This is a genomic window from Holzapfeliella floricola DSM 23037 = JCM 16512, from assembly GCF_001436605.1.
GTDB lineage: Bacteria > Bacillota > Bacilli > Lactobacillales > Lactobacillaceae > Holzapfeliella > Holzapfeliella floricola.
Genome location: NZ_AYZL01000016.1, coordinates 126,060 through 152,525 on the forward strand (window position 1 = coordinate 126,060; position 26,466 = coordinate 152,525).

Here is a 26,466-nt window from a genome sequence, read left to right on the forward strand (position 1 = left end):
ATTGACCTCCCTTAAACTTATTTAGCAAAAGGCATACCAACTTGAGTCAATAATTCTCTTGCTTCTTCATCAGTATTTGCAGTTGTTACAAGAACAATATCTAATCCACGAACACGATTTACTTGGTCGTAATCCACTTCAGGGAAGATAAGTTGTTCTTTGATACCTAATGTATAGTTACCGCGTCCATCAAAAGACTTAGCACTAACACCATGGAAATCACGAACACGAGGAAGCGAAACGTTAATTAATTTGTCTAGAAAATCATACATACGGTCACCACGTAGAGTAACCTTTGCACCAATTGACATACCTTCACGTAAACGGAAACCAGCAATTGATTTTTTAGCTTTGGTAATCAAAGGTTTTTGACCTGAGATTAATGTTAATTCATTAACAGCATCATCAAGGTTTTTAGCGTTTGTGATAGCATCACCAACACCCATGTTCAAAATGATTTTTTCAATTTTTGGAACTTGCATAACTGACTTGTAATTGAATTTTTCAACCAAAGCAGGTGTAATTTCAGAAACGTATCTTTCTTTTAAACGATTAGCCACTTATTGTCCTCCTTTCCTATTTTATAATTGTTTACCAGTTTTCTTTGAAACGCGAACTTTTTTACCGTCTACGACTTCAAATTTAACTTTTGTTGCTTCATTGTTTTCTGGATCAATCAGCATAACGTTTGAAACATGAATAGGTGCTTCTTGGTCTTGAATACCACCTTGGGGATTCATTTGAGAAGGCTTACTATGTTTTTTTACCATATTAATACCTTCAACAACCACACGGTCTTCTTTGTTTAAAACTTTTAAGACTGAACCTTCTTTGCCTTTATCTTTACCGGCAATAACTTTAACTTTGTCGCCTGTTTTAACAAACATGTGCGCACCTCCCTATTATCAATCAGATTCTATAAAACTTCAGGTGCCAATGACACGATTTTCATGAATGCATTTTCACGTAATTCACGAGCAACAGGCCCAAAAATACGTGTTCCACGAGGGCTTTTATCTTCGTTGATAATAACTGCTGCGTTTTCGTCAAAACTAATGTATGATCCATCGGCACGTCTTGCACCAGATGCAGATCTTACAATAACAGCTTTTACAATGTCACCTTTTTTGACAACGCCACCTGGTGTTGCTTGTTTAACTGTTGCAACAATAACATCACCAATATTGGCAGTTTTTCTACCAGAACCACCTAAAACTTTAATAGTTAAAATTTCACGTGCTCCTGAGTTATCAGCAACTTTAAGTCTTGTTTCTTGTTGGATCACTTGAGTTCCTCCTCTCGCTTAAGAGATTATTCACATTATTTTAGATTAGATGATATCTGCTTTTTCTACAACATCTACTAAACGGTAACGTTTTGAACGAGACAATGGTCGGGTTTCCATGATACGAACAATATCTCCAACTTTAGCTTCGTTGTTTTCATCGTGAGCATAGTATTTTTTAGAATACTTAACACGTTTCCCATACACAGAATGTTTCTTTTGTGTTTCAACAACTACAGTAATTGTTTTGTCCATTTTATCAGAGACAACACGTCCTTGGTGTACGTGACGACTATTTCTTTCGTTAATTTCGCTCAAGTTTATAACTCCCTTCCACTATCTTATTTATTGTTCAATTCTTGTTCGCGCAAGATTGTCTTGATACGAGCAATGTTTTTGCGAACTTGCTTTAAGCGAGCAGTATTTTCAAGTTGCCCTGTGGCTTGTTGAAAACGCAAGTTGAACAATTCTTCTTTGTATTGCTTTTCTTTAGCAATAATTTGCTCAGTGGTTAATTCTTTAATTTCATTAGCTTTCATTAGATTCGCCACCTACTTCCTCACGTTTTACGAACTTGGTTCTAATTGGTAATTTATGAGATGCAAGTCTTAAAGCTTCACGCGCAACTTCTTCAGAAACGCCACCAATTTCAAACAAGATTTTTTCTCGTTTAACTGGAGCAACCCAACCTGCTGGAGCACCTTTACCAGAACCCATACGAACTCCAACACCTTTTGCTGTATATGATTTATGAGGGAAAATTTTAATCCAAACTTGCCCACCACGTTTCATGTAACGTGTCATAGCAATACGTGCTGCTTCAATTTGTCTATTTGTTATCCAGTGAGATTCTACAGCTTGTAAACCGTACTCACCAAAACTTACTTGTTTACCGCCTTTAGCTGCTCCGCGCATTTTTCCACGGAATTCACGACGGTGTTTAACACGTTTAGGAACTAACACGATTAGTTTCCTCCTTTCGCGTCCTTATTATTTGTACTTTCATGACGTGTTGGCAATACTTCTCCACGACAAACCCATACTTTAACACCGATTTGTCCGTAGGTAGTTGCAGCTTCAACCCAAGCATAATCAATATCTGCTCTTAATGTGTGAAGAGGAACTGTACCTTCTGTATGCCATTCTTTACGCGCCATGTCAGCACCATTTAAACGACCTGAGATTTGAGTTTTAATACCTTTTGCACCAGCTCTCATTGATCTTTGAGTAGCTTGTCTTTGTGCACGTCTGAATGCAACACGAGCTTCTAGTTGACGAGCAATGCTGTCACCAACTAAAGTTGCATCCAAATCAGGTTTTTTAATTTCAACAATATTAATGTGAACTTGTTTGTTAGTTAAAGCATTAATTTGTTTTCTCAAAGCTTCAACTTCAGAACCACCTTTACCAATAACCATACCTGGTTTTGCTGTGTGGATTGAAATGTTAACTTTGTTTGCAGCACGTTCAATTTCAACTTGTGAAACTGAAGCAGTTGCTAATTTGTTTTCAATGAATTTTCTGATTTTCAAATCTTCGTGTAAGAAGTTTGCAAAATCTTTTTCAGCGTACCATTTAGCTTCCCAGTCGCGGATAACGCCAAGACGAAAGCCTATTGGATTAACTTTTTGACCCATTAAATTGACCTCCTTATTATTTTTTATTCAGCTTCTGAAACTACAATTGTAATGTGACTTGTTCTCTTGTTAATAGGAGAAGCCGCACCTTTGGCACGCGGACGAAATCTCTTCAAAGTAGGTCCTTCATTCACATATGCCTCAGAAACGTAGAGGTTTGCAGATTCTAGATCAAAATTATGTTCAGCGTTTGCAATTGCTGATTTTAAAACTTTAGCCACGATAGGTGAGCCAGCTTTAGGTGTGAATTGCAAGATAGCCAAAGCTTCAGCTGCGTTTCTTCCACGAATTAAGTCCACAACTAAGCGGGCTTTTCTAGGTGCAAGACGAACCATTCTTACTTTAGCTTTAGCGCTTGTAACTGTATCTGCCATCAGACGAATTCTCCTTTCTATTTACCTTGAGTTTGTTTGTCATTTCCTGAATGACCATGGAATTTTCTTGTAGGTACAAATTCACCTAGTTTGTGTCCAACCATGTCTTCTGAAATGAATACTGGTACATGTTTTCTACCATCGTAAACAGCTATTGTATATCCAATGAAAGTTGGAAAAATAGTTGAACGACGGGACCAAGTTTTGATAACTTGTTTCTTTTCTTGATCAGCTTGAGCTTCGACTTTTTTCAATAAATGCGCGTCAGCAAATGGACCTTTTTTAATACTACGGCTCATTTCTAGACCTCCCTTACTGTTTAACTATTACTATTTGCCTTTACGATGACGAATAATAAGTTTTTCTGATTTAGATTTACTATTACGTGTTTTAACACCCATAGTTTTCTTACCCCATGGTGACATTGGAGATGGACGTCCGATAGGTGCACGACCTTCACCACCACCGTGAGGGTGATCGTTAGGGTTCATTACAGAACCACGAACTGTAGGACGGAATCCTAACCAGCGTTTACGACCGGCTTTACCAATGTTGATTAATTCGTGTTGTTCATTACCAACTGAACCAATTGTTGCGCGGCTAGCTGAAAGAATCATACGAACTTCACCAGAGTTAAGTTTAATTAGTGTGTATTTTTCTTCTTGTCCAAGAACTTGAGCAGATGTACCTGCTGAACGAACAAGTTGTCCACCTTTACCAGGTTTCATTTCAATGTTGTGGATTAATGTTCCATCAGGAATGTTTTTAAGTGGTAATGTATTACCTACTTTAATATCAGCATTTTCACCTGATTCAACGATTTGTCCAACTTTGATACCTTTAGGTGCTAAGATGTATGATTTAACACCATCGTGGTAAGCAATAAGTGCAATATTAGCAGATCTGTTTGGATCGTATTCGATAGCCTTAACAGTTGCTTTTACATTATCTTTGTTACGTTTAAAATCGATGATACGGTATTTTTGTTTATGTCCACCACCGCGGTGTCTTACCGTAATATGACCATGTGCGTTACGGCCTGCTTTACTGCTTTGTGAATCAAGCAAAGATTTTTCAGGAGCTTTCTTTGTGATTTCAGCAAAATCAGAGCCAGTCATATGACGTCTACCATTTGTCGTTGGTTTGTGTTTAATGATAGCCACTTGACTTACCTCCTATATGATTAGTTTTCGAAAATTGTAATTTCTTTTGAGTCAGCAGTTAAAGTTACGATAGCTTTTCTGCGACGACGAGTTGTTCCCACATATTGGCCAACTCGTTTTTGTTTACCGCGAACATTCATAATGTTTACGTTTTGAACTTTAACGTCAAAGATTTCTTCTACTGCACGACGTACTTGAGTCTTGTCAGCATTTACATTAACGTCGAAAGTGTATTTGCGAGCATCCATTGCGCCCATTGAAGCTTCCGTAATAACGGGTCTTAAAATAATATCGCGAGCTTCCATTATGCGAGCACCTCCTCGATACTTTGTACAGCAGCTTTAGTTAAAACGATTTTTTGGTTATTTACAATATCCAATACGTTTAAACCTTCAGCAGGAATAATTGTAACGTTTTCTAAGTTACGAGCTGATAAAGCAGCGTTTTTGTTTTCTGAATCAACAACTACTAAAACTTTTGTATCAACTTTAACGTTGTTTAAGAAGTTTGCAAATTCTTTTGTTTTTGGTGTGTCGAATGATAATTGATCAACGACTACCATTTCTTCACCTGCAACTTTTTGTGAAAGAGCAGATTTAAGAGCTAAACGTCTTACCTTTTTAGGTAATTTGTAAGCGTATGAACGTGGAGTAGGACCAAATACAATACCACCACCACGCCATTGAGGAGATCTGATAGAACCTTGACGAGCACGTCCAGTTCCTTTTTGTCTCCATGGTTTCTTACCTCCACCACGTACGGCAGAACGGTTTTTAACTGAGTGTGTTCCTTGTCTTAAAGAAGCACGTTGCATAATCACTGCATCAAATAAAACACTTTCATTTGGTTCAATACCAAAGATTTGTTCATTCAACTCAAGTTGACCTGCATTTTTACCTGTTTGATCTAATACATTAACGTTAGGCAATTTTTATCCTCCTTTCTTACTTGTTATTCTTTACAGTACTTTGAATACTTACTGTTGATTTTTTAGCACCAGGAACGTTACCACGAACCATGATAACATTTTTATCAGTAACAACTTTTACAATGTCCAAGTTTTGAACAGTAACTTGTTTGTTACCCATACGTCCTGGTAAACGTTTACCTTTGAATACACGGTTGATAACAGATCCCATTGAACCAGGACGTCTGTGGTATCTTGAACCATGAGTTTCTGGTCCACGAGATTGACCCCAACGTTTGATAGCTCCTTGGAAACCATGACCTTTACTTACTCCGGTTACGTCTACTTTGTCACCTTCAGTAAATGTTTCTACAGTAATTTCTGAGCCTACTTCATATTCGCTAAGCTCAACATTACGATATTCTTTAATGAAGCGCTTAGGTGAAGTCTTTGCTTTTGCAGCATGACCTTTAGCTGGTTTGTTTGACAAGATATCACGTTGATCTTTGTAACCTAGTTGAACAGCTTCGTAACCATCACTTTCCATTGTTTTAACTTGTAAAACAACGTTAGGAGTAGCTTCAATAACTGTTACGGGAACTAATTCACCAGATTCTGTGAAGACTTGTGTCATTCCAACTTTTTTTCCTAAGATTCCTTTTTTGGTCATGTTTACACCTCCGTAATTTTATTTATTAATTATTATAATTTAATTTCAATATCTACACCACTTGGTAAATCCAATTTCATTAATGAATCTACTGTTTTAGGTGTTGGGTTCACGATATCAATTAAGCGTTTGTGTGTACGCATTTCAAATTGTTCACGTGAGTCCTTATGTTTATGTGGTGAACGAATTACTGTGAAAAGTTTACGTTCTGTTGGCAATGGAATTGGACCTGAGATTTCAGCACCAGTTCTTGTTGCTGTTTCCACAATTTTTTCTGCAGATTGATCTAAAATACTATGTTCGTAAGCTTTCAATCTGATACGAATTTTTTGACCTGCCATTTTTTTACCTCCTCGTCTCTTTTTAAAGATGACTTGCTCGGCGAAAATTATCCGAACACATCCACTGTGGCAATGCAGCCGGGTGTGTCGCAACCTTCCGCTTCATCGCTCTATTTTTTCTGCTAATAGTCAAAGAAGACTATGTAATCCTCTTCAAAATCAGCACGTATAATATTATACTTCATACAAATTTTAATTACAAGTGATAAACAAAAAAATCTTTCACCAAATGGCAAAAGATTTTTTGTTATTTTATTCATCAGAAGAAGTATTTCCACCATTTTTCTTAATGATTTCTTCTTGAATTGATTTTGGAGCTGGTTCGTAGTGATCAAATACCATTGTAAATGTACCACGACCTTGTGTACCTGAACGAAGTGTTGTAGCATAACCAAACATTTCTGAAAGTGGAACGAATGCATTAACAACTTGAGCACCACCACGAGCGTTCATACCTTCAACACGACCACGACGAGCAGTAATTTGTCCCATGATATCTCCAAGATATTCTTCAGGCGCAATAACTTCTACTTTCATGATAGGTTCTAGCACAGCAGCACCAGCTTTTTTAGCAGCTTCTTTCAATGCGATAGAAGCAGCAACTTTATAAGCTGATTCAGATGAATCGACATCGTGATATGAACCATCGAACAATCTAGCTTTAACGTCAATTAATGGATATCCAGCAAGAACACCATTTTCCATTGATTCTTTAAGACCTTGTTCAACTGAAGGAATGTATTCACGAGGAACAACCCCACCAACGATAGCGTCTTCAAATTCAAAGCCTTCACCTTCGTCGTTTGGTGTAAATTCAATCCATACGTCACCGTATTGACCTTTACCACCAGATTGACGAACGAATTTACCTTGAGCTGTAGCTGGTTTTGTGAATGTTTCACGGTAAGCAACTTGAGGAGCCCCAACGTTAGCTTCAACGTTAAATTCACGTTTCATACGGTCAACCATGATATCTAAGTGAAGTTCACCCATACCAGCAATCAATGTTTCCCCAGTTTCTGGGTTAGTTTCAGCTTGGAATGTTGGATCTTCTTCAGAAAGTTTTTGGATAGCAACATCCAATTTATCACGGTCAGCTTTTGATTTTGGTTCAACAGATACTTGGATAACAGGTGCTGGAATTTCCATTGATTCAAGAATTAATGGGTGTTTCAAATCTGTTAGTGAGTCACCTGTTGTTGTTGCTTTAAGACCGATTGCAGCAGCAATATCACCAGAGAATACTTCAGGAATTTCTTCACGGTGGTTAGCGTGCATTTGTAGCAAACGACCAACACGTTCACGTGTGTTATTTGAAGCATTTAACACATATGAACCAGCTTCAAGTGTACCTGTATAAACACGGAAGAAAGTCAAACGACCAACAAATGGGTCAGTTGCAATCTTAAATGCTAGAGCTGCGAAATCTTTGTCATCACCAGCAACTAGCTCTTCATGTTCATCAGTTTTTGGATCTACAGCTTTATAAGGTGTAGCATCAAGTGGTGATGGTAAGTAATCAACAACTGAATCCATCAACATTTGAACACCTTTGTTTTTGAAGGCTGAACCAGCAAGAACTGGGTAAAATTCCAAGTTAAGTGTTGCTTTACGAATAGCTGCTTTTAATTCAGCGTTTGTAATTTCTTCACCTTCAAGGTATTTATCCATAATGTCTTCATCAACGTCAGCAATAGATTCAATCAATTGTGCACGACGATTTTGAGCTTCTTCTAAATAATCAGCTGGAATTTCAACTTTATCAAATTTTGAACCCAATTTGTCTTCGTCACTATAAACATCAGCTTCCATTTCGATTAAGTCGATAATTCCTTCGAAGTTATCTTCTGCACCGATAGGCATTTGGATAGGTTGTGCGTTAGCTTGTAGACGATCATGTAATGTTTCAACAGAGTAGTCAAAGTTAGCACCAATTTTATCCATTTTGTTAACAAAAACGATACGAGGAACGTTATATGTTGTAGCTTGACGCCATACGTTTTCAGTTTGTGGTTCAACACCTGATTGCGCATCTAAAACTGTAATAGCACCATCTAAAACTCTAAGTGAACGTTCAACTTCGATTGTGAAGTCAACGTGTCCTGGAGTATCGATAATGTTGATACGGTTATCATGCCATTGAGCTGTTGTAGCAGCAGATGTAATTGTAATACCACGTTCTTGTTCTTGTGACATCCAGTCCATTTGTGAACCACCATCGTGAGTTTCACCAATTTTGTGGATACGTCCTGTATAGTACAAGATACGTTCTGTAGTAGTTGTTTTACCAGCATCGATGTGGGCCATGATACCGATATTACGTGTTTTATCCAACGGGAATGCACGTTTATTTGCCATTTAATTTACTCCTTTATTAAAAACAAAGATTACCAGCGGTAGTGAGCAAATGCACGGTTTGCTTCAGCCATTTTGTGACTGTCTTCACGTTTTTTCACAGAAGCACCTGTATTGTTAGCTGCATCCATGATTTCATTTGCTAATCTTTCATCCATTGTGTGTTCGTTACGTAATCTTGAGTAGTTTACGATCCAACGAAGACCTAAAGTTGTTCTTCTTGCTGGACGAACTTCAATAGGAACTTGGTAGTTAGCTCCACCAATACGTCTTGCTTTAACTTCTAGAAGTGGCATAACGTTGTTCATAGCTTCTTCGAAAACTTCCATTGGTTCATTACCAGTAGTTTCTTTGATGATGTTAAATGCATCGTATAAGATTGTTGAAGCTTTACCACGTTTACCATCCATCATTAATTGATTAATTAAGCGAGAAACCAGTTTTGAATTATAAATTGGATCTGGCAAAATGTCTCTTTTTGGCACATTACCTTTTCTTGGCATTAAAATTTCCTCCTACGTTTTATTTTTTAGCACCGTATTTAGAACGACCTTGTTTACGTCCGTCAACACCAGCAGTATCAAGCGCACCACGAACGATGTGGTAACGTACCCCTGGTAAATCCTTTACACGTCCCCCACGAATCAAGACAACACTATGTTCTTGTAAGTTATGTCCGATACCTGGGATGTAGGCTGTAACTTCGATCATGTTTGACAAACGTACACGAGCGTATTTACGTAACGCTGAGTTAGGTTTTTTAGGTGTCATTGTTCCAACACGAGTAGCAACCCCACGTTTTTGTGGTGCAGGGTTATCTGTTAATTTTTTCTTTTTACTGTTATAACCGTAGTTCAAAGCTGGTGCATCTGAACCAGAAACTTTGGACTTACGACCTTTTCTTACCAATTGGTTAATTGTTGGCATAAAAGATATCCTCCTAATAATTTAAACACACACATCCAGGAGTATCATTTTTGCTCACTGGACGGTTAATATTCTAATAAAATACCTATACAAATCTATCACTTATTTTGGAAGTCGTCAATATAAAATCATAAATAATTCGTAATTATTGACGGAGGTCCTTTCATTATGTTTGATTTTTTCGTGTTATTCTTCACTATTATTAGCTGGTACTATATTTTTTTACCAGATTTCAAAGCATCTTCGTTGGATACTAAATTAAAATCCAAGTGTTATATCTTAACTATTCACTTATTCATTGTCTGGTTTGCTTTTTATTTACCGTATTCCTTATCTAATCAAATAGTTTTACTTACGTTACTTTTTTGTAGCTTAAGTGATGTCTATGACCAATCCATTTATCCCGTGGTACTTATACCAGCTATATTAATTGGGCTTTTGGACTATCGCGCTGTTTCAATCGATTACTGCATTGGGTTAGTAACGTTTATTGCTTTACTAATCTGCATTTATTTTGAAAAAATGGGCTTAGGCGACGCCTTGATTTATTTGATTATTGGCCTTAATTTCTCATTTGAAAACGCTAATTATATTCTTATCACCGCTTGTTTCATCTTGCTTAGTTGTCAGTTAACTCATTCAAAAGTAAAACATCCTTTTGTCCCTTATTTACTAGTCAGTTTCTTGCTTGTACGCCTTTTAATTCCATAAAAAAAGCGACTCACTTTTAAGTGAATCGCTTTTTGTTTATAACTAGTTAGTTGATTGTTCTTCTTGTTCTTGCATTTGTTTTTCAATATCTGCAATTGAGTAAACTGAAGATGGTTTTGCGTTTTTAGCAATTGGTTCCATCTCACGATACTTGGCCATCCCAGTACCAGCTGGAATAATTTTACCAATAATAACGTTTTCTTTAAGTCCAAGAAGCGGATCATTTTTACCACGAATAGATGCATCAGTAAGAACACGTGTTGTTTCTTGGAAAGAAGCAGCTGACAAGAAACTGTTTGTTTCAAGAGAAGCTTTTGTAATCCCCAAGATAACTGATTGTCCAGTAGCTGGTACACCACCATTAATAATCGTTTCACGGTTACTATCTGTAAATTCGCTAATATCCATTAATGTACCTGGAAGCATTTCTGTTTCACCTGGATCAAGAATACGAACTTTACGTAGCATTTGACGAGCCATAACCTCAACGTGCTTATCTGAGATTTCTACCCCTTGCATACGGTAAGCTTTTTGAATTTCATCCAAGATATAAGTTTCCGTAGATAATACATCACGTACACGGATTAATTGTTTTGGATCAATTGAACCATGAGTTAGTTTATCCCCACGACGAACTGTATCGCCTTCGGCAACAGCCATACTTGCTGTATACGGTACACCGTAAGTTCTAGTATCAATATTACCTTCAACTGTTATTTCACGAGTGTGATCTGCTGGATTTTCTTCGATAGAAGTAATTGTTCCGGCAGCTTCTGTAATGGTTGCAAGCCCTTTAGGATTACGAGCTTCAAACAACTCTTGCACACGAGGAAGACCTTGAGTGATATCTTCACCCCCGGCAACCCCACCGGTATGGAAGTTTCTCATTGTAAGCTGAGTTCCGGGTTCACCGATTGATTGCGCAGCAACAGTACCTACTGCTTCACCAACTTCAACTTCTTCACCAGTTGCTAGGTTACGTCCGTAACATTTTTGACAAACACCATGTTTAGTATTACATGTAAAGGCTGAACGAATTGTAACTGTTTCAACACCAGCATCAATAATCATTTGCGCTGTTTCTTCATCAAGTAAAGCATTTCGATTAACTAATACTTCGCCTGTTTCAGGATGGAAAATCGATTTTTGTGTATAACGGCCAACTAAACGATCGAATAATGGTTCAATCATTTCGTTACCTTCTTTAATAGATGCAACAACTAAACCACGGTCAGTGCCACAGTCATCTTCACGAACAATAACATCTTGTGCAACGTCAACAAGACGACGAGTTAAGTAACCTGAGTTAGCTGTCTTCAAGGCCGTATCGGTCATTCCTTTACGGGCACCGTGAGTGGACATGAACATCTCCATAACTGTTAGACCTTCACGGAAGTTAGATGTAACAGGAACTTCCATCATACCACCGTTAGGAGCTGACATCAGACCACGCATACCAGCAAGCTGAGTAAAGTTAGAAATGTTACCACGAGCTCCTGAATCACTCATCATGTTGATAGGGTTTGATGGGTCAAAGTCATCAATTAATCGTTGTTGGATAGTATCTTTTGCATCGTTCCAAACACTGATAACACGTTCGTGACGTTCTTCATCAGTAATCAAACCACGACGGAATTGTTTAGCAACAGTTGCAACTTTCTTATGGGCATCGTTAACAATATCATCTTTATCAGGTAATGTTGGCACGTCAGCCACACCCACTGTAAGTCCTGATACTGTTGAAACTTCATAACCCACTTGTTTCAAGTCATCAAGTAATTCAGAAGTTCTTTGAACTTTGTAAACTTTGAAGACTTCAGCAATGACATCACTCAAGTAACCTTTCTTGAATGGTGTAACCAACTGTTTTTCAGCTAATTTTGCGTGAATGTCTTCACCTTCATTTAGAAAATGATCATCTGAAAGACCGCTAACTAAGTTAGCTTGTGTTGGTTCGTTCACGTAAACAAAGTCTTCTGGCAAGATTTGGTTAAAGACTAATTTACCAAATGAAGTTAGCAAAATTTTTCCTTTTTGGTCAGCTGTAAATGGTTTTTCTGGCATTGAGTCTGTTGATAAACCAATACGTGTGTGGTAATGAATTTTACCTGCTTGGTAAGCACGGAAAGCTTCTTCTGCAGAGTAGAAAATCATACCTTCACCCTCGCGATTGCGTTCTTCAAGTGTTAAGTAGTAGTTACCTAAAACAACGTCTTGAGAAGGAGTAACGATAGGACGACCATCTTTAGGTGCCAAAATATGGTGAGCAGCAAGCATTAACATTCTAGCTTCTGCTTGAGCTTCATCAGATAAAGGTACGTGAACAGCCATTTGGTCCCCATCAAAGTCGGCGTTATACGCTTCTGTTGCAAGTGGGTGTAAACGAATGGCTTTTCCTTCAACTAGAACCGGTTCAAACGCTTGAATACCTAGACGGTGAAGCGTAGGGGCACGGTTAAGTAGAACGGGTCTTTCTTTAATAACTTCTTCTAAAACATCCCAAATATCATCATCACGACGATCAATTTTACGTTTAGCATTACGAATATTTGAAGCTAGTTCACCTTTAACCAATTCACGCATCACAAATGGCTTGAATAATTCAAGTGCCATTTCACGTGGAAGTCCTGCTTGGTAAAACTTAAGTGTTGGTCCAACATCGATAACTGAACGACCTGAGTAGTCAACACGTTTACCCAGTAAGTTCTGACGGAAACGACCTTGTTTACCTTTTAGCATGTGTGAAAGTGATTTCAATGGACGGTTACCAGGACCTGTAACAGGACGGCCACGACGACCATTGTCAATTAAAGCATCAACTGCTTCTTGTAACATACGTTTTTCGTTTTGAACGATAATATTTGGTGCATTCAAGTCAAGCAAACGTTTTAGACGATTGTTACGGTTAATAACACGACGATATAAATCATTTAAATCACTTGTTGCAAAACGACCACCTTCAAGTTGAACCATTGGACGTAAGTCAGGTGGAATAACAGGAATAGCTTCCATCACCATTGATTCAGGTAAGTTACCTGATTTTTTGAACGCGTCTAAAATATCTAAACGACGAATAGCACGTGTTCTCTTTTGTCCATGAGCAGTTTGAAGTTGTTCTTTAAGTGCTTTGACTTCGCCTTCAAGGTCAATGTTTTGAAGCAATTCTTTGATTCCTTCAGCACCCATTTTAGCATTGAATGTTGAACCAAATTCAGCACGTTTATCACGGTATTCAGCTTCAGTTATCAGTTGTTTTTGTTCTAGGTCTGATTTACCTGGATCAATTACAACGTAAGCTGCAAAGTAAATAACTTCTTCTAAGTGACGAGGACTCATATCAAGTACAAGACCCATACGACTTGGAATACCTTTGAAGTACCAAATGTGTGTAACAGGAGCAGCTAATTCAATGTGTCCCATACGTTCACGACGAACTTTAGCACGTGTGACTTCAACACCACAACGATCACAAACAATGCCCTTATAACGAATACGTTTGTATTTACCACAAGCACATTCCCAGTCTTTTGTAGGACCGAAAATACGTTCGTCAAACAACCCATCGCGTTCAGGTTTTAATGTTCTGTAATTGATCGTTTCTGGTTTTTTAACTTCACCATAAGACCAGCTTCTAATTTTATTTGGAGATGCTAGGCCAATTTGCATACTCTCAAATTTGTTAACATCGATCAATAGCTTAACCTCCTACTATTTTGAAACTTCATCATTATTCAAAAGATCATTAGCTTTATGAGCTTCTTCTTCTAGCTTTTGAGCTTCTTGCTTTTCAGCCATTTTTGATAAAGCATCAACATTTACGACATCATCATCGTCATCATCCATATCACGTAGTTCTAGTTCATCTTTATTGATGTCTAGTACTTTCATATCAAGTCCTAGAGATTGTAGCTCTTTAACTAAAACACGGAATGATTCAGGTACACCAGGTTTTGGAATGTTTTCACCTTTAACGATGGCTTCATAAGTTTTAACACGACCTACAACATCATCAGACTTGTAAGTTAAGATTTCTTGCAAGGTGTAAGCAGCACCGTAAGCTTCAAGTGCCCAAACTTCCATCTCACCAAATCTTTGTCCACCGAATTGTGCTTTACCACCAAGCGGTTGTTGTGTAACAAGTGAGTAAGGTCCAATAGAACGAGCGTGCAATTTATCATCAACCATATGAGCTAGTTTCATGTAATACATAACACCAACTGATACACGGTTATCAAATGCATCACCTGTACGGCCATCATAAAGAACAGTCTTACCATCTGCAGCCATACCAGCTTCTTTAACTGTGTCCCATAAATCACTATCTGTTGCACCGTCAAATACTGGGGATGCAACGTGAATTCCTAATTCTCTTGCAGCCATACCCAAGTGTAATTCAAGCACTTGTCCAATATTCATACGTGATGGCACACCCATTGGGTTTAATAAAATGTCAACTGGTGTTCCATCTGGTAAGAATGGCATGTCTTCTTCAGGAACAACAATTGAAACAGTACCTTTATTACCATGACGACCAGCCATCTTATCCCCAACTTGGATTTTACGTTTTTGTGTGATGTAAATGCGAACTAGTTTATTAACTCCTGGAGATAGTTCATCACCGGCTTCACGTGTGAAGACTTTAACATCTTGCACGATTCCGCCACCACCATGTGGTACACGTAATGATGTATCACGAACTTCACGTGCTTTTTCACCAAAAATCGCGTGTAGTAAACGTTCTTCTGCTGAGAGTTCAGTAACACCTTTAGGTGTTACTTTACCAACTAAGATATCACCATCATGGACTTCAGCACCAATACGGATAACACCTGTTTCGTCAAGGTCTCTTAAAGAGTCTTCCCCAACATTTGGAATCTCACGTGTAATTTCTTCAGGTCCAAGTTTTGTATCACGAGCTTCTGATTCAAATTCTTCAATATGAATAGAAGTATAAACATCTTCTTTAACTAGTTTTTCTGATAAAACAATCGCATCTTCAAAGTTATACATATTCCAAGTCATAAATGCAATGATTGGATTTTGTCCTAATGCAAGTTCTCCGCTTTCCATAGCAGGACCATCTGCGATAACATCACCAGCATCAACACGGTCGCCTTGGCGAACCAATGTTTGTTGGTTATATGATTTACCAGCATTTGAACGTCTGAATTTAGATACGTAATAAGTATCAATACCATCTTCTGGTGTTGTAATTTCAATACGACGTGCATCAGCATAAGTTACAGTACCACCATTTTTAGCTAGCAGTGCTGTACCTGAATCATGAGCTGCACGGTATTCCATACCAGTACCAACAAGTGGCGCATGTGGACGTACCAATGGCACAGCTTGACGTTGCATGTTAGCACCCATCAACGCACGGTTTGAATCGTCGTTTTCAAGGAAAGGAATACATGCAGCAGCAACAGAAACAACTTGTTTGGGAATAACATCCATATAATCAACTTTGTCTGTGCTGATTTCAAGGTTATCATCACGGTGACGTGCTAAAACGCTATCATTAGCAAATGATCCGTCTTCATTAAGTTTTGAGTTGGCTTGAGCTACAATGTAGTTATCTTCTTCGTCAGCTGTTAAGTAATCAATTTTGTCTGTAACTTTACGAGTTGTCCAATCCACACGACGGTAAGGTGTTTCAATAAAACCGTAATTATTCACAATAGCATAGGAAGCTAGTGAGTTAATCAATCCGATGTTAGGTCCTTCAGGTGTTTCAATCGGACACATACGACCATAGTGAGTATAGTGAACATCACGAACTTCATATCCGGCACGATCACGAGTTAAACCACCAGGTCCAAGAGCAGATAGACGACGTTTGTGAGTTAATTCTCCAAGTGGGTTAGTTTGATCCATAAATTGTGATAATTGTGATGAACCAAAGAATTCCTTAATTGAAGCCACAACCGGACGAATGTTAATTAATTGTTGAGGTGTGACAGTTGAGGCGTCTTGAATTGACATTCTTTCACGAACAACACGCTCCATACGTGACAAACCAATTCTAAATTGATTTTGTAACAATTCACCAACTGAACGAATACGACGATTACCTAAATGATCAATATCATCAACTTCACCAATGCCTTCTTGCAAGTTCAAGAAGTAATTGATTGATGCGATGATATCAGCTGTCGTAACGTGTTTAATATCTTCTGGAATGTGACCATTACCAATGATATTAACTTCTTTTTCGGGGTTTTCTTTAGAAAAGACCTTAATCTTTTGTACAACCATAGGATCAGTAACCACTGATTCTTCTGAAGGCTGGTATGTAACAGTTTTAAAGTCTTCACGGTCTAAGAATTTACCCAATGTTTCCATCATGTGATTATCAATCACATCACCTTTTTGAGCAATAACTTCCCCTGTATCAGGATCAGCTAAAGTTTCAGCTAACGTTTGATTTAATAGGCGTGTTTTTAATGAAAGTTTTTTGTTAATTTTGTAACGTCCAACAGGTGCTAAATCGTAACGCTTTGGATCAAAAAATCTAGCATATAGCAATGAACGAGAACTGTCAGCAGTTTTTGGTTCACCTGGTCGAAGACGTTCGTAAATGTCTTTTAATCCTTCTTCAGTACGTGTATCTAGTGGATTCTTATGAATATCTTTTTCTAGAGTGTAGCTTAATGAGTCGCTTTGCCCTAGAATTTCTAAAATATCGCTATCTGATTCAAACCCTAATGCACGCATTAAAACAGAAATAGGTAATTTACGTGTACGGTCAATACGTACATATGAAATATCCTTTGCATCTGTTTCAAATTCTAACCAAGCTCCACGGTTTGGGATAACTGTTGTACCAAAGTTAGTACGACCATTTTTATCCAATGAAGAGTTATAGTAAACACCTGGAGAACGAACTAATTGAGAAACAATAACACGTTCTGCACCATTTACAATAAAAGTTCCTTGCGGTGTCATTAATGGGAAATCACCAAAGAAAACTTCTTGAGTTTTGATTTCTTCTGTTTCATTATTTGTTAATTTTAAAGTCACATGAATAGGCGCTGAGTAGTTTGCATCATGTTGTCTTGCTTCATCCATCGTATATTTAGGTTCGGATAATTTATAATCCACAAACTCTAATGACAGATTACCAGCAAAATCATCGATTGGCATAATATCGTCGAACATTTCTTTTAGTCCACGTTCTAAAAACCAGTCATATGAACTTGTTTGTATTTCAACTAAATTAGGAAGTTGTAAAACTTCTTTAATTCGTGAATAACTTCTTCTAGTACGGTTTTTACCATAATTTATATTTGAACCTACCAAGAGAAGACCATCCTTTCTGTTAAAAACACGTAATATTACATTTACGTTACAACTATCAAAAAAGGTGTTTTTAGACAATAAAAAAACAAAAACGGCACACGGGTACCATTTTTGCTTTTATCATCACTCTGGACAATAGATCAGAGCAATACTGTACTTCAACAGCCAATTTCAATCATACAAATTATAATCATATCGCTGATACTTGTCAAGTTAATTGTGCACTTTATCGTCTTTTTGTGCACTTTCAACTTGACTTTGAGGAGCAGTCTTAAAAGTCAATCCATTTTTAGAAGAACCTATTTTAACTAAATCTCCTGATTTAATATCTTGTCTAAGTAATTGATCACTTAACTCATTTTCTAGCTTATCTTGAATTGCGCGACGAATTGGTCGAGCACCATTTTCAACATCAAAGCCGGCTTCTAAGATAGTGTCTAATGCCGGTGTTGAAACAGATAGTTTAATTTGTTGTTCAGATAATCGTGATTTTAAATCTTCCAACATTAATGTCACAATTTGACGTAATTGCGGTTTTTGTAGTTCTTGGAAAATGATTGTTTCATCAATACGATTCAAAAATTCCGGTGTAAAGAATTCTTGTGTTGCTTGTTTTATTTTACTTGTCAATTGTGCTTGACGCTGTTCGTCTTCATTACTTGAAAAGCCAACCGTCTTATCAATCTTCATTGCGCGTGCGCCTAGGTTAGATGTCATAATAATAATAGTATTTCTAAAATCAATACGTCGACCCTTAGCATCTGTTAAGTAACCATCATCTAATACTTGTAACAATAAGTTGAAAATATCTGGATGAGCTTTTTCTACTTCATCAAGTAAAACAACGGAATAAGGATTTTGACGAACTTGCTCACTCAACTGACCACCTTCTTCATAACCCACATATCCTGGAGCAGACCCGACTAGTTTTGATGAACTATAAGATTCTGAAAGTTCAGACATATCTACTCGAATAAGATTATCAGTAGAACCAAACATTGTTTTAGCTAGCACTTTTGCCAATTGCGTTTTACCAACACCTGTTGGCCCTAAGAATAAGAAAGACCCGATTGGACGGTTAGGATCTTTGATTCCCGCACGAGCGCGTCTTATCGCTTTTGAAACAGCCATTACCGCATCATTTTGGCCGATAACTTCTTGATGAAGTTCTTTTTCAAGGTCAAGTAAACGTGTTTTTTCATTAGAATCAAGTTGGGTTAGCGGAATTTTAGTCCAAGTTGAAATAACTTCAGCAACGTCTTCGCGTGTCACTTGTTGTCTAGCTTGTTGGGCTTTTACCTTTTCTTCTGTCATTTTATAAATTGTTTGACGAAGTTGTGTTTCTTGATAACGCAGCTTAGCTGCTTGTTCGAAATCTTGATCAAAAATTGCTTTGTCTTTTTGATTTAACAAGTCTTCTAATTCTTTTTCAAGCGGAATAATTTGTTGATCTTCACTTTCTTCAAAGCCTTCAATTTTAACTTTAGCTGCTGCTTCATCAATCAAGTCAATAGCTTTATCCGGTAAAAACCGATTAGTAATGTATCGTTGACTCATTTCAACAGCTGCATCAATCGCATCTTGTGCAATTGTTACCTTATGGAAGTTTTCATAAGTCTTCTTTAATCCAGCTAAAATTTGCTCAGTTTCTTTTATCGTAGGCTCAGATACTTTTACTTGTGCAAAACGACGTTCTAAAGCTGAATCCTTCTCAATATATTTTTGATATTCATCGTACGTTGTAGCACCAATAACTTGAATATCACCACGGGCAAGTGATGGCTTCAAGATATTTGAAGCATCAATAGCACCTTCTGCTCCACCAGCACCGATTAATGTATGCAGCTCATCAATAAACAAAATAACCTCGCCATCTTGTTTAATTTCATCCATCACTTTTTTCAAGCGGTCTTCAAACTCACCACGGTACTTCGTCCCCGCTACTAAGGAACCCATATCAAGTGACATTACACGCTTTTTCTTTAAAATAGCTGGCACTTGTCCTGCTTCGATTTTGGCAGCTAAATCTTCTGCAATTGCCGTCTTACCTACACCTGGATCACCGACTAAAACCGGATTATTTTTTGTTCGGCGTGATAAAATTTGAATGACACGATGCGTTTCTGAATTTCGTCCAATGACAGGATCAACTTGTCCTTGTTTAACTTTATCATTTAAATTATTAGCTAATTTATCTAAAGTTGGTGTCTTCGTCTTAACTGCTTGCTGTCTTTTACTTTGAGTTTTTGATGTGCTCAATTCAGGTTTTTTAAAGTTTTCATTGTCTTGAATACCTAATTGTTGTAATAACTCTTGGTAAATTCGTGACAAACTAAATCCTAAATTTTTTAAAATTTTTCCAGATAAAACATTTTCATTTTGAACTAAGGCCATCAACAGATGCTCAGTCCCAACTTTGTCAGCACCCAATTGTTTTGCAATTTGGCCAGACAATGTCATAACTTGTTTAGCTCGAGGTGAATAAGGTAAAAACTCACCCTTAACTGGTGTTGATAATTCAACACCATATCCTGTGTAAGTTTCAATTTCTTCACGAATGTCTGTGGTGGATACTCCCAATTCCCGCAACAAATGTCCGGCTGTTCCATGCGATTCCATCACTAGCCCTAATAATAAGTGCTCAGTGCCTATCACACGGTGCTTGAAGTAAGTTGCTTGCTCTTGTGAAATTGTTAGTGCCACTTTTGCACTATCTGTAAACATGTTTTCCATTATTACACCGCCAATCTATTATAGAAGTATACAGTAAAGTATTTGTTTCCAAATGTAAATATCAAAATAAAAATTAATCCGATTCTTAATCAATAATTTGCTTTTTCACTGTGCATTCTCTTCACTACAATTATTGTACAACTAATACCCGCTAATTTAAAATTTAACTCATTTTAGGGATAAAAAAATAACCCACACAAACTTGTAGGTTATTAAAAAGCGGAAGACGGGATTCGAACCCGCGACCCCCACCATGGCAAGGTGATGTTCTACCACTGAACTACTTCCGCATTAATACACGCCGTGTATTAAATGAGTCGTGGCAGGCTCGAACTGCCGACCCTCTGATTAAAAGTCAGATGCTCTACCAACTGAGCTAACGACTCGTAGTAAAAGCAGGATATCCTGCTTTTAGTGATTATTCTTCATTTTGTTGGTCATGATGTTCTGGACGCATGGTTGGGAATAGTAAAACATCACGAATAGATGGTGCATCAGTAAATAGCATTACTAAACGATCGATTCCAATTCCAAGTCCACCTGTAGGTGGCATACCATATTCTAATGCTTCGATGTAATCTTCATCGATTCCAGTTGCCTCATCATTACCGGCTTCACGTTCTGCGACTTGTGCTTCAAAACGTTGTCTTTGATCAATAGGATCATTAAGTTCAGTAAATGCATTAGCGAACTCACTCTTAACTATAAACAATTCAAAGCGATCTGTAAAGCGTGAATCTTCATTATTTTTCTTCGCAAGTGGTGAAACTTCGATTGGATGGCCATATACAAAGGTTGGTTGGACTAAAGTTTCTTCAACAAATTCTTCAAAAAATTCGTTAATGATGTGTCCAACTTGCCAATATTCTTCATAGTGAACATTGTGGTCATCAGCAATTTGACGTGCTTCTTCAAGTGACATTTCACGCCAGAAATCAACGCCTGTTTGCTCTTTAATGGCATCAACCATGTGTAAACGTCTAAATGGTTGGCCAATCTTAACCTCTTCACCTTGGTAAGTAATTGTATCTGTGTCAAAGACTTCCTTAGCAATGTAACGGAATAGCCCTTCAGTTTGGGTCATTACATCTTTAAAATCAAAATAAGCAGCATATGTTTCAAGCATTGTAAATTCAGGGTTGTGTTTTGTATCCAGGCCTTCATTACGGAATACACGGCCAATTTCATAAACTCGTTCCATTCCACCAACAATTAAACGTTTTAAATGTAATTCTAGTGCAATACGTAGATATAAATCAATGTCTAGCGCATTGTGGTGAGTAATAAATGGTCTTGCAGCAGCACCACCAGCTTGGTCATGCAATACTGGTGTTTCAACTTCAGTAAAGCTATTTTGGTCTAAGTAACGACGAATTGTTGAGATAATTTGACTTCTCTTTTGAAAACGGTCAAAACTGTCTGGGTTTGCGATTAAATCAAGATATCTTTGGCGATATTTTTGTTCAATATTTGTCAAACCATGGTATTTATCTGGCAATGGACGTAGTGCTTTAGATAAGAAAGTCACGTGAGTTGCTTTAATTGTTAACTCACCCATATCTGTCTTCATCACGTCACCTGTAATTCCTAGGAAATCACCTAAATCAGCACGTTTGAAAATCTTGTAATTTTCTTCACCAACAGTATCTTTACGCACGTAGATTTGCATTTTCCCTGAGTTATCACGAATATCAGCAAATCCAACTTTACCTTTACCACGTTTAGTCATCATACGACCTGCGATAGTTGCAGTGACGTGTTTTTCATCTAACGCATCTTTTTCTTCGTTTTCATATTGATCGTGTAAATCTTTTGCAACAGCTGTGCGTTCGAAACGACTACCGTATGGATCAATTCCATTATCAATTAATTCTTGTAATTTTTCACGACGAACACGTAATTGGTCGTTCATTTGGTGATGATTATCTTGTTTAGCCACTTATTTACCCTCCGATTTTAATTTTTCTCTAGCTTCATATTGAGCGACAAAGTCGTCTAGAATTTCAAAAACTTCTTCTTTAGCGAAAACTTGGTTAACTGCTGCACGAGTTTTAGCAGCACGTGGAATACCTTTCAAGTAGTAAGCTGCTTGTTGACGGAATTCCGGCACGGCAATCTTTTCACCTTTTAACTCTACCAAGCGATTCAATTGTAATTTAGCTAAATCTATCTTTTCCCTTGGTGTAGGTTCAGGTTCAATTTCACCAGTTTCAAGGTAATGTTCCATTTGGCCTAAAACCCAAGGGTTCCCTAAGGCTGCTCGACCTACCATAACTGCATCAGCACCAACTTCATCAAGCATACGTTTAGCATCTTCTGGTGTAGTCACATCGCCATTTCCAATAAATGGAATAGAAAGTGCCTCTTTAACTTGCTTCAAAATATCCCAGTCAGCCTTACCGGTGTACATTTGTTTACGCGTTCTACCATGCATGGCAACCGCACTAGCTCCTGCACGTTCAGCAGCAAGGGCATTTTCAACCGCATAAATGTGGTCTTCATCCCAACCCGTTCTCATTTTAACAGTCACAGGTTTTTCTACCACATCAACAACTGCTTTAACCATTTCATAAATTCGATTAGGATCAAGCAAACATCTTGCTCCTGCGTCAGTTTTTACAACTTTCGGTACTGGACATCCCATATTAATATCAATAATATCTGCTTGTGTATTTTGATCCACAAACTTGGCTGCTTCAACTAGTGTTTCAACAGTTCCACCAAAAATTTGAATACTAATTGGGTGCTCTTTTGGATCTACAAAAAGCATATCTAAAGTTTTTTTATTATGGTGAATAATTCCTCTATCACTAATCATTTCACAAACAACTAATCCCGCACCACATTCTTTTGCTGTGATACGAAAAGCTGAGTTTGAAATACCAGCCATTGGTGCGACAACAATGCGATTAGGAATTTCCACATTTCCAATTTTCCACATAGACACTCTTCCTCATTTTTACCTGTACTATTTTATCAGTTTATCCAAAAAGCCTCAACACCAGTTTTAGCCTCGTTTTGCTAAAATATCTTTCAAGTCTGACTCACTATAGTGATAGTGTGCATTACAGAATTTACATACTGCCTCAGCTCCATGATCTTCTTCAATCATAGCCTCAATCTCTGATTTTTTCAAAGTAGCTAATGATTTTTCAAAGCGTTCTTTGCTACAGTCACACTTAAAGGTTACATCCATTGTATCTAAGATATCTACACCCTCAGGGAAAATCATTTCAGTAATTTCTTCAGGCGTTTTACCTTCGCGAACTAATTTAGAAACTAGTGGTAATTGTTTAAGACTATCTTCTAATTTGGCAATACTTTCTTCACTTGCATTTGGCAACACTTGAATCATAAAGCCACCTGCAGCACCAATTGTATTGTTGGGATTAACAAAACATGACAAGCCAACAGCAGATGGAATTTGTTCAGATTTAGCTAAATAGTAAGTGAAGTCCTCACCCAGCTCACCCGAAATTAACGGCACTTGACCTGTAAATGGTTCTTTCATATGCAAATCTTTAGTAACGCTAAACATGCCATTCGTTCCCACAGCACCCTTAACATCAATCTTTCCCTTTTCATTAAGTGGCAAGTGTACATGCGGATTTTGAATGTAACCTTTAACCATTCCATCGGCATTACCATCCATTACCATAGCACCTGCAGGTCCATCTCCTTGGATACGAACTGTTAACGTATCATCGCCTTTTAAAGTTGCTGTACTTAGTAACAAAGTCCCAATTAATCCACGACCTAACGCCGCAGATGATGCACTGTAAGTATCGTGCTTTTGTTGTGCAGTTGACACTAATTCAGTTGCTGAAACAGCTAAAATTCTGAAGGCCTTATCTTTTGATATTGCTTTAATTAAATAATCTTTCATTGTTTTTTACACCTCATTAAAAAACAGAGCCACTAGGCTCTGTTTTTATTATTTATCGTCACGATTATTATCATCGTTTGTTATTGTATCAGAATCTACATCTTTTTTGCTAGATGTGACTTCTTTTTCTATGTCTTTTTCTGATTTTTCTTGATCACTAATCTCTTCAGCATTTTTTGCTTCAGATTGTTTTTCTCTTTGATCTGCAGCTTGTTTTGATTCTTTGTAATCAGCAGTATCTTTTTCACTTGGAAATTCTGTTGATTCTTCTGGCATTTTACCTTCTTCAAATAATGACAGAATTTGTTTTTCATTCAACGTTTCATATTCAAGTAAAGCTTTAGCAATTAAATCATGTTGTTTATGATATTCTTTAATAATTTCAGTAGCACGTGTATGTGCTTCATTTATTATGCGACGAACTTCTTGATCAATTTTTGCGGCTGTATCTTGGCTATATGAAGGACCTTGACCATAAGCTGCCTGACCTTCTTGTTCTAATGCAACAGTACCTAATACATCGCTCATACCATATTGAGTCACCATGGTACGTGCAATTTGTGTTGCTTGCTCAAAGTCATTTGAAGCACCGGAAGATAAACTATCGAAGATTAGTTCCTCTGCTGTACGTCCACCCATTAAACCAACAATTTGTTCTTCTAAGTCCTTTTTGCTTAGTAAAAATTGGTCTTCTTTAGGCAACGTAATCGCATAACCACCTGCACGACCACGAGGTACAATAGTTACTTTTCTAACGGTTCTTGAATCGCTTAGAACAAGACCAATTAAAGCATGACCGGCTTCATGGTAAGCCACAATTTGACGATATTTTTCTGAAGTCTTGCGGTCTCTTTTAGCAGGACCTGCAATCACACGATCTTCTGCTTCGTCAATATCAAGAGAAGTAATCTTAGTATCGTTTCTTCTTGCAGCAACCAAAGCTGCTTCATTAAGCAAGTTCTCAAGGTCTGCCCCAACGAATCCGGGTGTTTGACGTGCAACTAGTTTCAAGTCAACATCTTCTGCTAAAGGCTTGTTTTTAGCGTGGACTTTCAAAATAGCCTCGCGGCCCTTAACATCTGGACGACCAACTAATACTTTACGGTCAAAACGGCCCGGACGAAGTAAAGCAGGATCTAAAACATCAGAACGGTTAGTTGCCGCCATAACGATAACACCTTCTGTACCAGTAAATCCATCCATCTCAACCAATAATTGGTTTAAGGTTTGCTCACGTTCGTCGTTTCCGCCGCCCATACCGGCTCCACGCTGACGACCAACAGCATCAATTTCGTCAATAAAAATGATAGCAGGAGCTGATTTTTTAGCATTTTCAAATAAATCACGAACACGAGAAGCCCCAACTCCGACAAACATTTCAACGAAGTCAGAACCAGAAATACTGTAAAATGGTACTTTAGCTTCACCAGCAACGGCTTTAGCTAAAAGTGTTTTACCGGTTCCGGGAGGTCCCTCAAGTAAAACACCAGATGGAATACGAGCACCAAGACTAGCAAAGCGTTTAGGTTGTTTCAAGAATTCAACTACTTCAACTAGTTCTTGTTTTTCTTCTTCTGCACCGGCAACATCACTAAACCTAATTTTGTTCTTAGTAGGATCTTCAGGTTTTGCTTTTGAACGACCAACGTTCATCATACGGTTTCCACCGCCACCTTGGCCACCTCGAGCACCCCCCATCATCATGAAGAAAACAATTGCAATAATAATGATAGGTAGAAAAGAACCTAGCAATGTAAGCCAAAGACCTGTTTGTGGTTCACCATCCATTGACACATTAACTTTCTTATTTTGTGCTAATTCAGTGACTTGCTTTACTGTGTTATCATTAGCCAAAATTGTTGTTGAAAAGTTTTGAGTCGATGAATTTTGTCCACCTGTCAAAATTGACAACATTGAGTTATTTGACGTTTGATTTGTTTGACTAGTTTTATAAGTTCCTGAAACCGTATAAGCGCCATTCACGGGCTGCATACTAAACTTATCAATACTATTATCATTTAGTTGCGTAATAAATTCTGAATAACTAACATTTTTGACTGACTTACTGCTTCCACCATTAAAGAACCAGTTAAATCCTGCCAAAATAATGATTGCAGCAATAATATAAAAGAATATATTATTCCTGAATTTTTTGGGACTTTTATTCATAAGTAA

Annotated in this window: 25 protein-coding genes and 2 tRNA genes; 1 reads left to right on the plus strand and 26 read right to left on the minus strand. The window is 37.7% G+C overall.

Annotated elements, in window-relative coordinates; translation table 11 throughout:
- Positions 1-17: 17 nt before the first annotated feature.
- The 17 genes from rplE to rpsL all read right to left on the minus strand — a co-directional run bounded on the left by rplE (position 18) and on the right by rpsL (position 9,659).
- On the minus strand, positions 18-560 hold the full coding sequence (gene rplE, locus FC86_RS03075; RefSeq protein WP_056974540.1) for a 50S ribosomal protein L5: 543 nt from the start codon (positions 558-560) through the stop codon (positions 18-20).
- Between the two features lie 21 nt (positions 561-581).
- Positions 582-887 carry a 50S ribosomal protein L24 gene (gene rplX / locus FC86_RS03080; RefSeq protein ID WP_056974541.1) on the minus strand — a complete coding sequence of 102 codons (306 nt, stop codon included), beginning with the start codon at positions 885-887 and terminating at the stop codon, positions 582-584.
- A gap of 29 nt (positions 888-916) precedes the next feature.
- Complete coding sequence (gene rplN / locus FC86_RS03085; RefSeq protein WP_056974542.1) at positions 917-1,285, minus strand: 50S ribosomal protein L14; 369 nt, start codon at positions 1,283-1,285, stop codon at positions 917-919.
- Positions 1,286-1,330: 45 nt separating this feature from the next.
- Positions 1,331-1,603 carry a 30S ribosomal protein S17 gene (gene rpsQ / locus FC86_RS03090; protein WP_082618835.1) on the minus strand — a complete coding sequence of 91 codons (273 nt, stop codon included), beginning with the start codon at positions 1,601-1,603 and terminating at the stop codon, positions 1,331-1,333.
- 23 nt (positions 1,604-1,626) lie between these two features.
- Complete coding sequence (gene rpmC / locus FC86_RS03095; RefSeq protein WP_056974543.1) at positions 1,627-1,824, minus strand: 50S ribosomal protein L29; 198 nt, start codon at positions 1,822-1,824, stop codon at positions 1,627-1,629.
- Entirely contained in the window at positions 1,814-2,248 is a 435-nt protein-coding gene (gene rplP / locus FC86_RS03100; protein ID WP_056974544.1) for a 50S ribosomal protein L16, read from the minus strand. The genes rpmC and rplP overlap by 11 nt, the downstream gene beginning before the upstream one ends.
- 2 nt (positions 2,249-2,250) lie before the next feature.
- Entirely contained in the window at positions 2,251-2,922 is a 672-nt protein-coding gene (gene rpsC / locus FC86_RS03105; RefSeq protein WP_056974545.1) for a 30S ribosomal protein S3, read from the minus strand.
- A 23-nt stretch (positions 2,923-2,945) separates the two neighbouring features.
- Complete coding sequence (rplV, locus tag FC86_RS03110) at positions 2,946-3,296, minus strand: 50S ribosomal protein L22 (protein WP_056974546.1); 351 nt, start codon at positions 3,294-3,296, stop codon at positions 2,946-2,948.
- Positions 3,297-3,313: 17 nt separating this feature from the next.
- Positions 3,314-3,595 (minus strand): 30S ribosomal protein S19, encoded by a 282-nt coding sequence (rpsS, locus tag FC86_RS03115; RefSeq protein WP_056974547.1) that lies wholly within the window; start codon positions 3,593-3,595, stop codon positions 3,314-3,316.
- Between the two features lie 30 nt (positions 3,596-3,625).
- Positions 3,626-4,459 (minus strand): 50S ribosomal protein L2, encoded by an 834-nt coding sequence (gene rplB / locus FC86_RS03120; RefSeq protein WP_056974548.1) that lies wholly within the window; start codon positions 4,457-4,459, stop codon positions 3,626-3,628.
- 20 nt (positions 4,460-4,479) lie between these two features.
- Positions 4,480-4,764 (minus strand): 50S ribosomal protein L23, encoded by a 285-nt coding sequence (gene rplW / locus FC86_RS03125; protein WP_056974550.1) that lies wholly within the window; start codon positions 4,762-4,764, stop codon positions 4,480-4,482.
- Positions 4,764-5,387, minus strand: coding sequence for a 50S ribosomal protein L4 (gene rplD / locus FC86_RS03130; protein ID WP_056974552.1), 624 nt, complete (start codon positions 5,385-5,387; stop codon positions 4,764-4,766). The genes rplW and rplD overlap by 1 nt, the downstream gene beginning before the upstream one ends.
- A gap of 16 nt (positions 5,388-5,403) precedes the next feature.
- Positions 5,404-6,036 (minus strand): 50S ribosomal protein L3, encoded by a 633-nt coding sequence (rplC, locus tag FC86_RS03135; RefSeq protein ID WP_056974554.1) that lies wholly within the window; start codon positions 6,034-6,036, stop codon positions 5,404-5,406.
- Between the two features lie 32 nt (positions 6,037-6,068).
- Positions 6,069-6,377: a 30S ribosomal protein S10 gene (gene rpsJ, locus FC86_RS03140; RefSeq protein ID WP_056974556.1), complete on the minus strand. Its 309-nt coding sequence runs from the start codon at positions 6,375-6,377 to the stop codon at positions 6,069-6,071.
- A 252-nt stretch (positions 6,378-6,629) separates the two neighbouring features.
- Positions 6,630-8,735 (minus strand): elongation factor G, encoded by a 2,106-nt coding sequence (gene fusA, locus FC86_RS03145; RefSeq protein WP_056974558.1) that lies wholly within the window; start codon positions 8,733-8,735, stop codon positions 6,630-6,632.
- 29 nt (positions 8,736-8,764) lie between these two features.
- Positions 8,765-9,235, minus strand: coding sequence for a 30S ribosomal protein S7 (rpsG, locus tag FC86_RS03150; protein WP_056974560.1), 471 nt, complete (start codon positions 9,233-9,235; stop codon positions 8,765-8,767).
- Between the two features lie 19 nt (positions 9,236-9,254).
- Positions 9,255-9,659 (minus strand): 30S ribosomal protein S12, encoded by a 405-nt coding sequence (rpsL, locus tag FC86_RS03155; RefSeq protein ID WP_056974562.1) that lies wholly within the window; start codon positions 9,657-9,659, stop codon positions 9,255-9,257.
- A 168-nt stretch (positions 9,660-9,827) separates the two neighbouring features.
- Here rpsL and FC86_RS06715 point away from each other — a divergent pair, with 168 nt between their 5' ends.
- Complete coding sequence (locus tag FC86_RS06715) at positions 9,828-10,370, plus strand: prepilin peptidase (RefSeq protein WP_056974563.1); 543 nt, start codon at positions 9,828-9,830, stop codon at positions 10,368-10,370.
- 42 nt (positions 10,371-10,412) lie between these two features.
- Here the strand turns inward: FC86_RS06715 and rpoC are convergent, their stop codons facing one another.
- From rpoC to ftsH, 9 genes are all read right to left on the minus strand, one after another.
- Positions 10,413-14,063, minus strand: a complete 3,651-nt coding sequence (gene rpoC / locus FC86_RS03165; RefSeq protein ID WP_056974565.1) for a DNA-directed RNA polymerase subunit beta' — start codon at positions 14,061-14,063, stop codon at positions 10,413-10,415.
- Between the two features lie 15 nt (positions 14,064-14,078).
- Positions 14,079-17,672, minus strand: coding sequence for a DNA-directed RNA polymerase subunit beta (rpoB, locus tag FC86_RS03170; protein WP_056974566.1), 3,594 nt, complete (start codon positions 17,670-17,672; stop codon positions 14,079-14,081).
- Between the two features lie 213 nt (positions 17,673-17,885).
- On the minus strand, positions 17,886-20,405 hold the full coding sequence (locus FC86_RS03175; RefSeq protein ID WP_056974567.1) for an ATP-dependent Clp protease ATP-binding subunit: 2,520 nt from the start codon (positions 20,403-20,405) through the stop codon (positions 17,886-17,888).
- Positions 20,406-20,623: 218 nt separating this feature from the next.
- Positions 20,624-20,695: transfer RNA gene (locus FC86_RS03180), tRNA-Gly, on the minus strand.
- 23 nt (positions 20,696-20,718) lie between these two features.
- Positions 20,719-20,791, minus strand: a tRNA-Lys gene (locus FC86_RS03185).
- A 32-nt stretch (positions 20,792-20,823) separates the two neighbouring features.
- Entirely contained in the window at positions 20,824-22,317 is a 1,494-nt protein-coding gene (lysS, locus tag FC86_RS03190; RefSeq protein ID WP_056974691.1) for a lysine--tRNA ligase, read from the minus strand.
- Between the two features lie 27 nt (positions 22,318-22,344).
- On the minus strand, positions 22,345-23,346 hold the full coding sequence (gene dusB, locus FC86_RS03195) for a tRNA dihydrouridine synthase DusB (RefSeq protein WP_056974569.1): 1,002 nt from the start codon (positions 23,344-23,346) through the stop codon (positions 22,345-22,347).
- Between the two features lie 66 nt (positions 23,347-23,412).
- Positions 23,413-24,291 carry an Hsp33 family molecular chaperone HslO gene (gene hslO / locus FC86_RS03200; RefSeq protein ID WP_056974570.1) on the minus strand — a complete coding sequence of 293 codons (879 nt, stop codon included), beginning with the start codon at positions 24,289-24,291 and terminating at the stop codon, positions 23,413-23,415.
- 48 nt (positions 24,292-24,339) lie between these two features.
- Entirely contained in the window at positions 24,340-26,460 is a 2,121-nt protein-coding gene (gene ftsH, locus FC86_RS03205; protein ID WP_056974572.1) for an ATP-dependent zinc metalloprotease FtsH, read from the minus strand.
- Between the last annotated feature and the right edge of the window lie 6 nt (positions 26,461-26,466).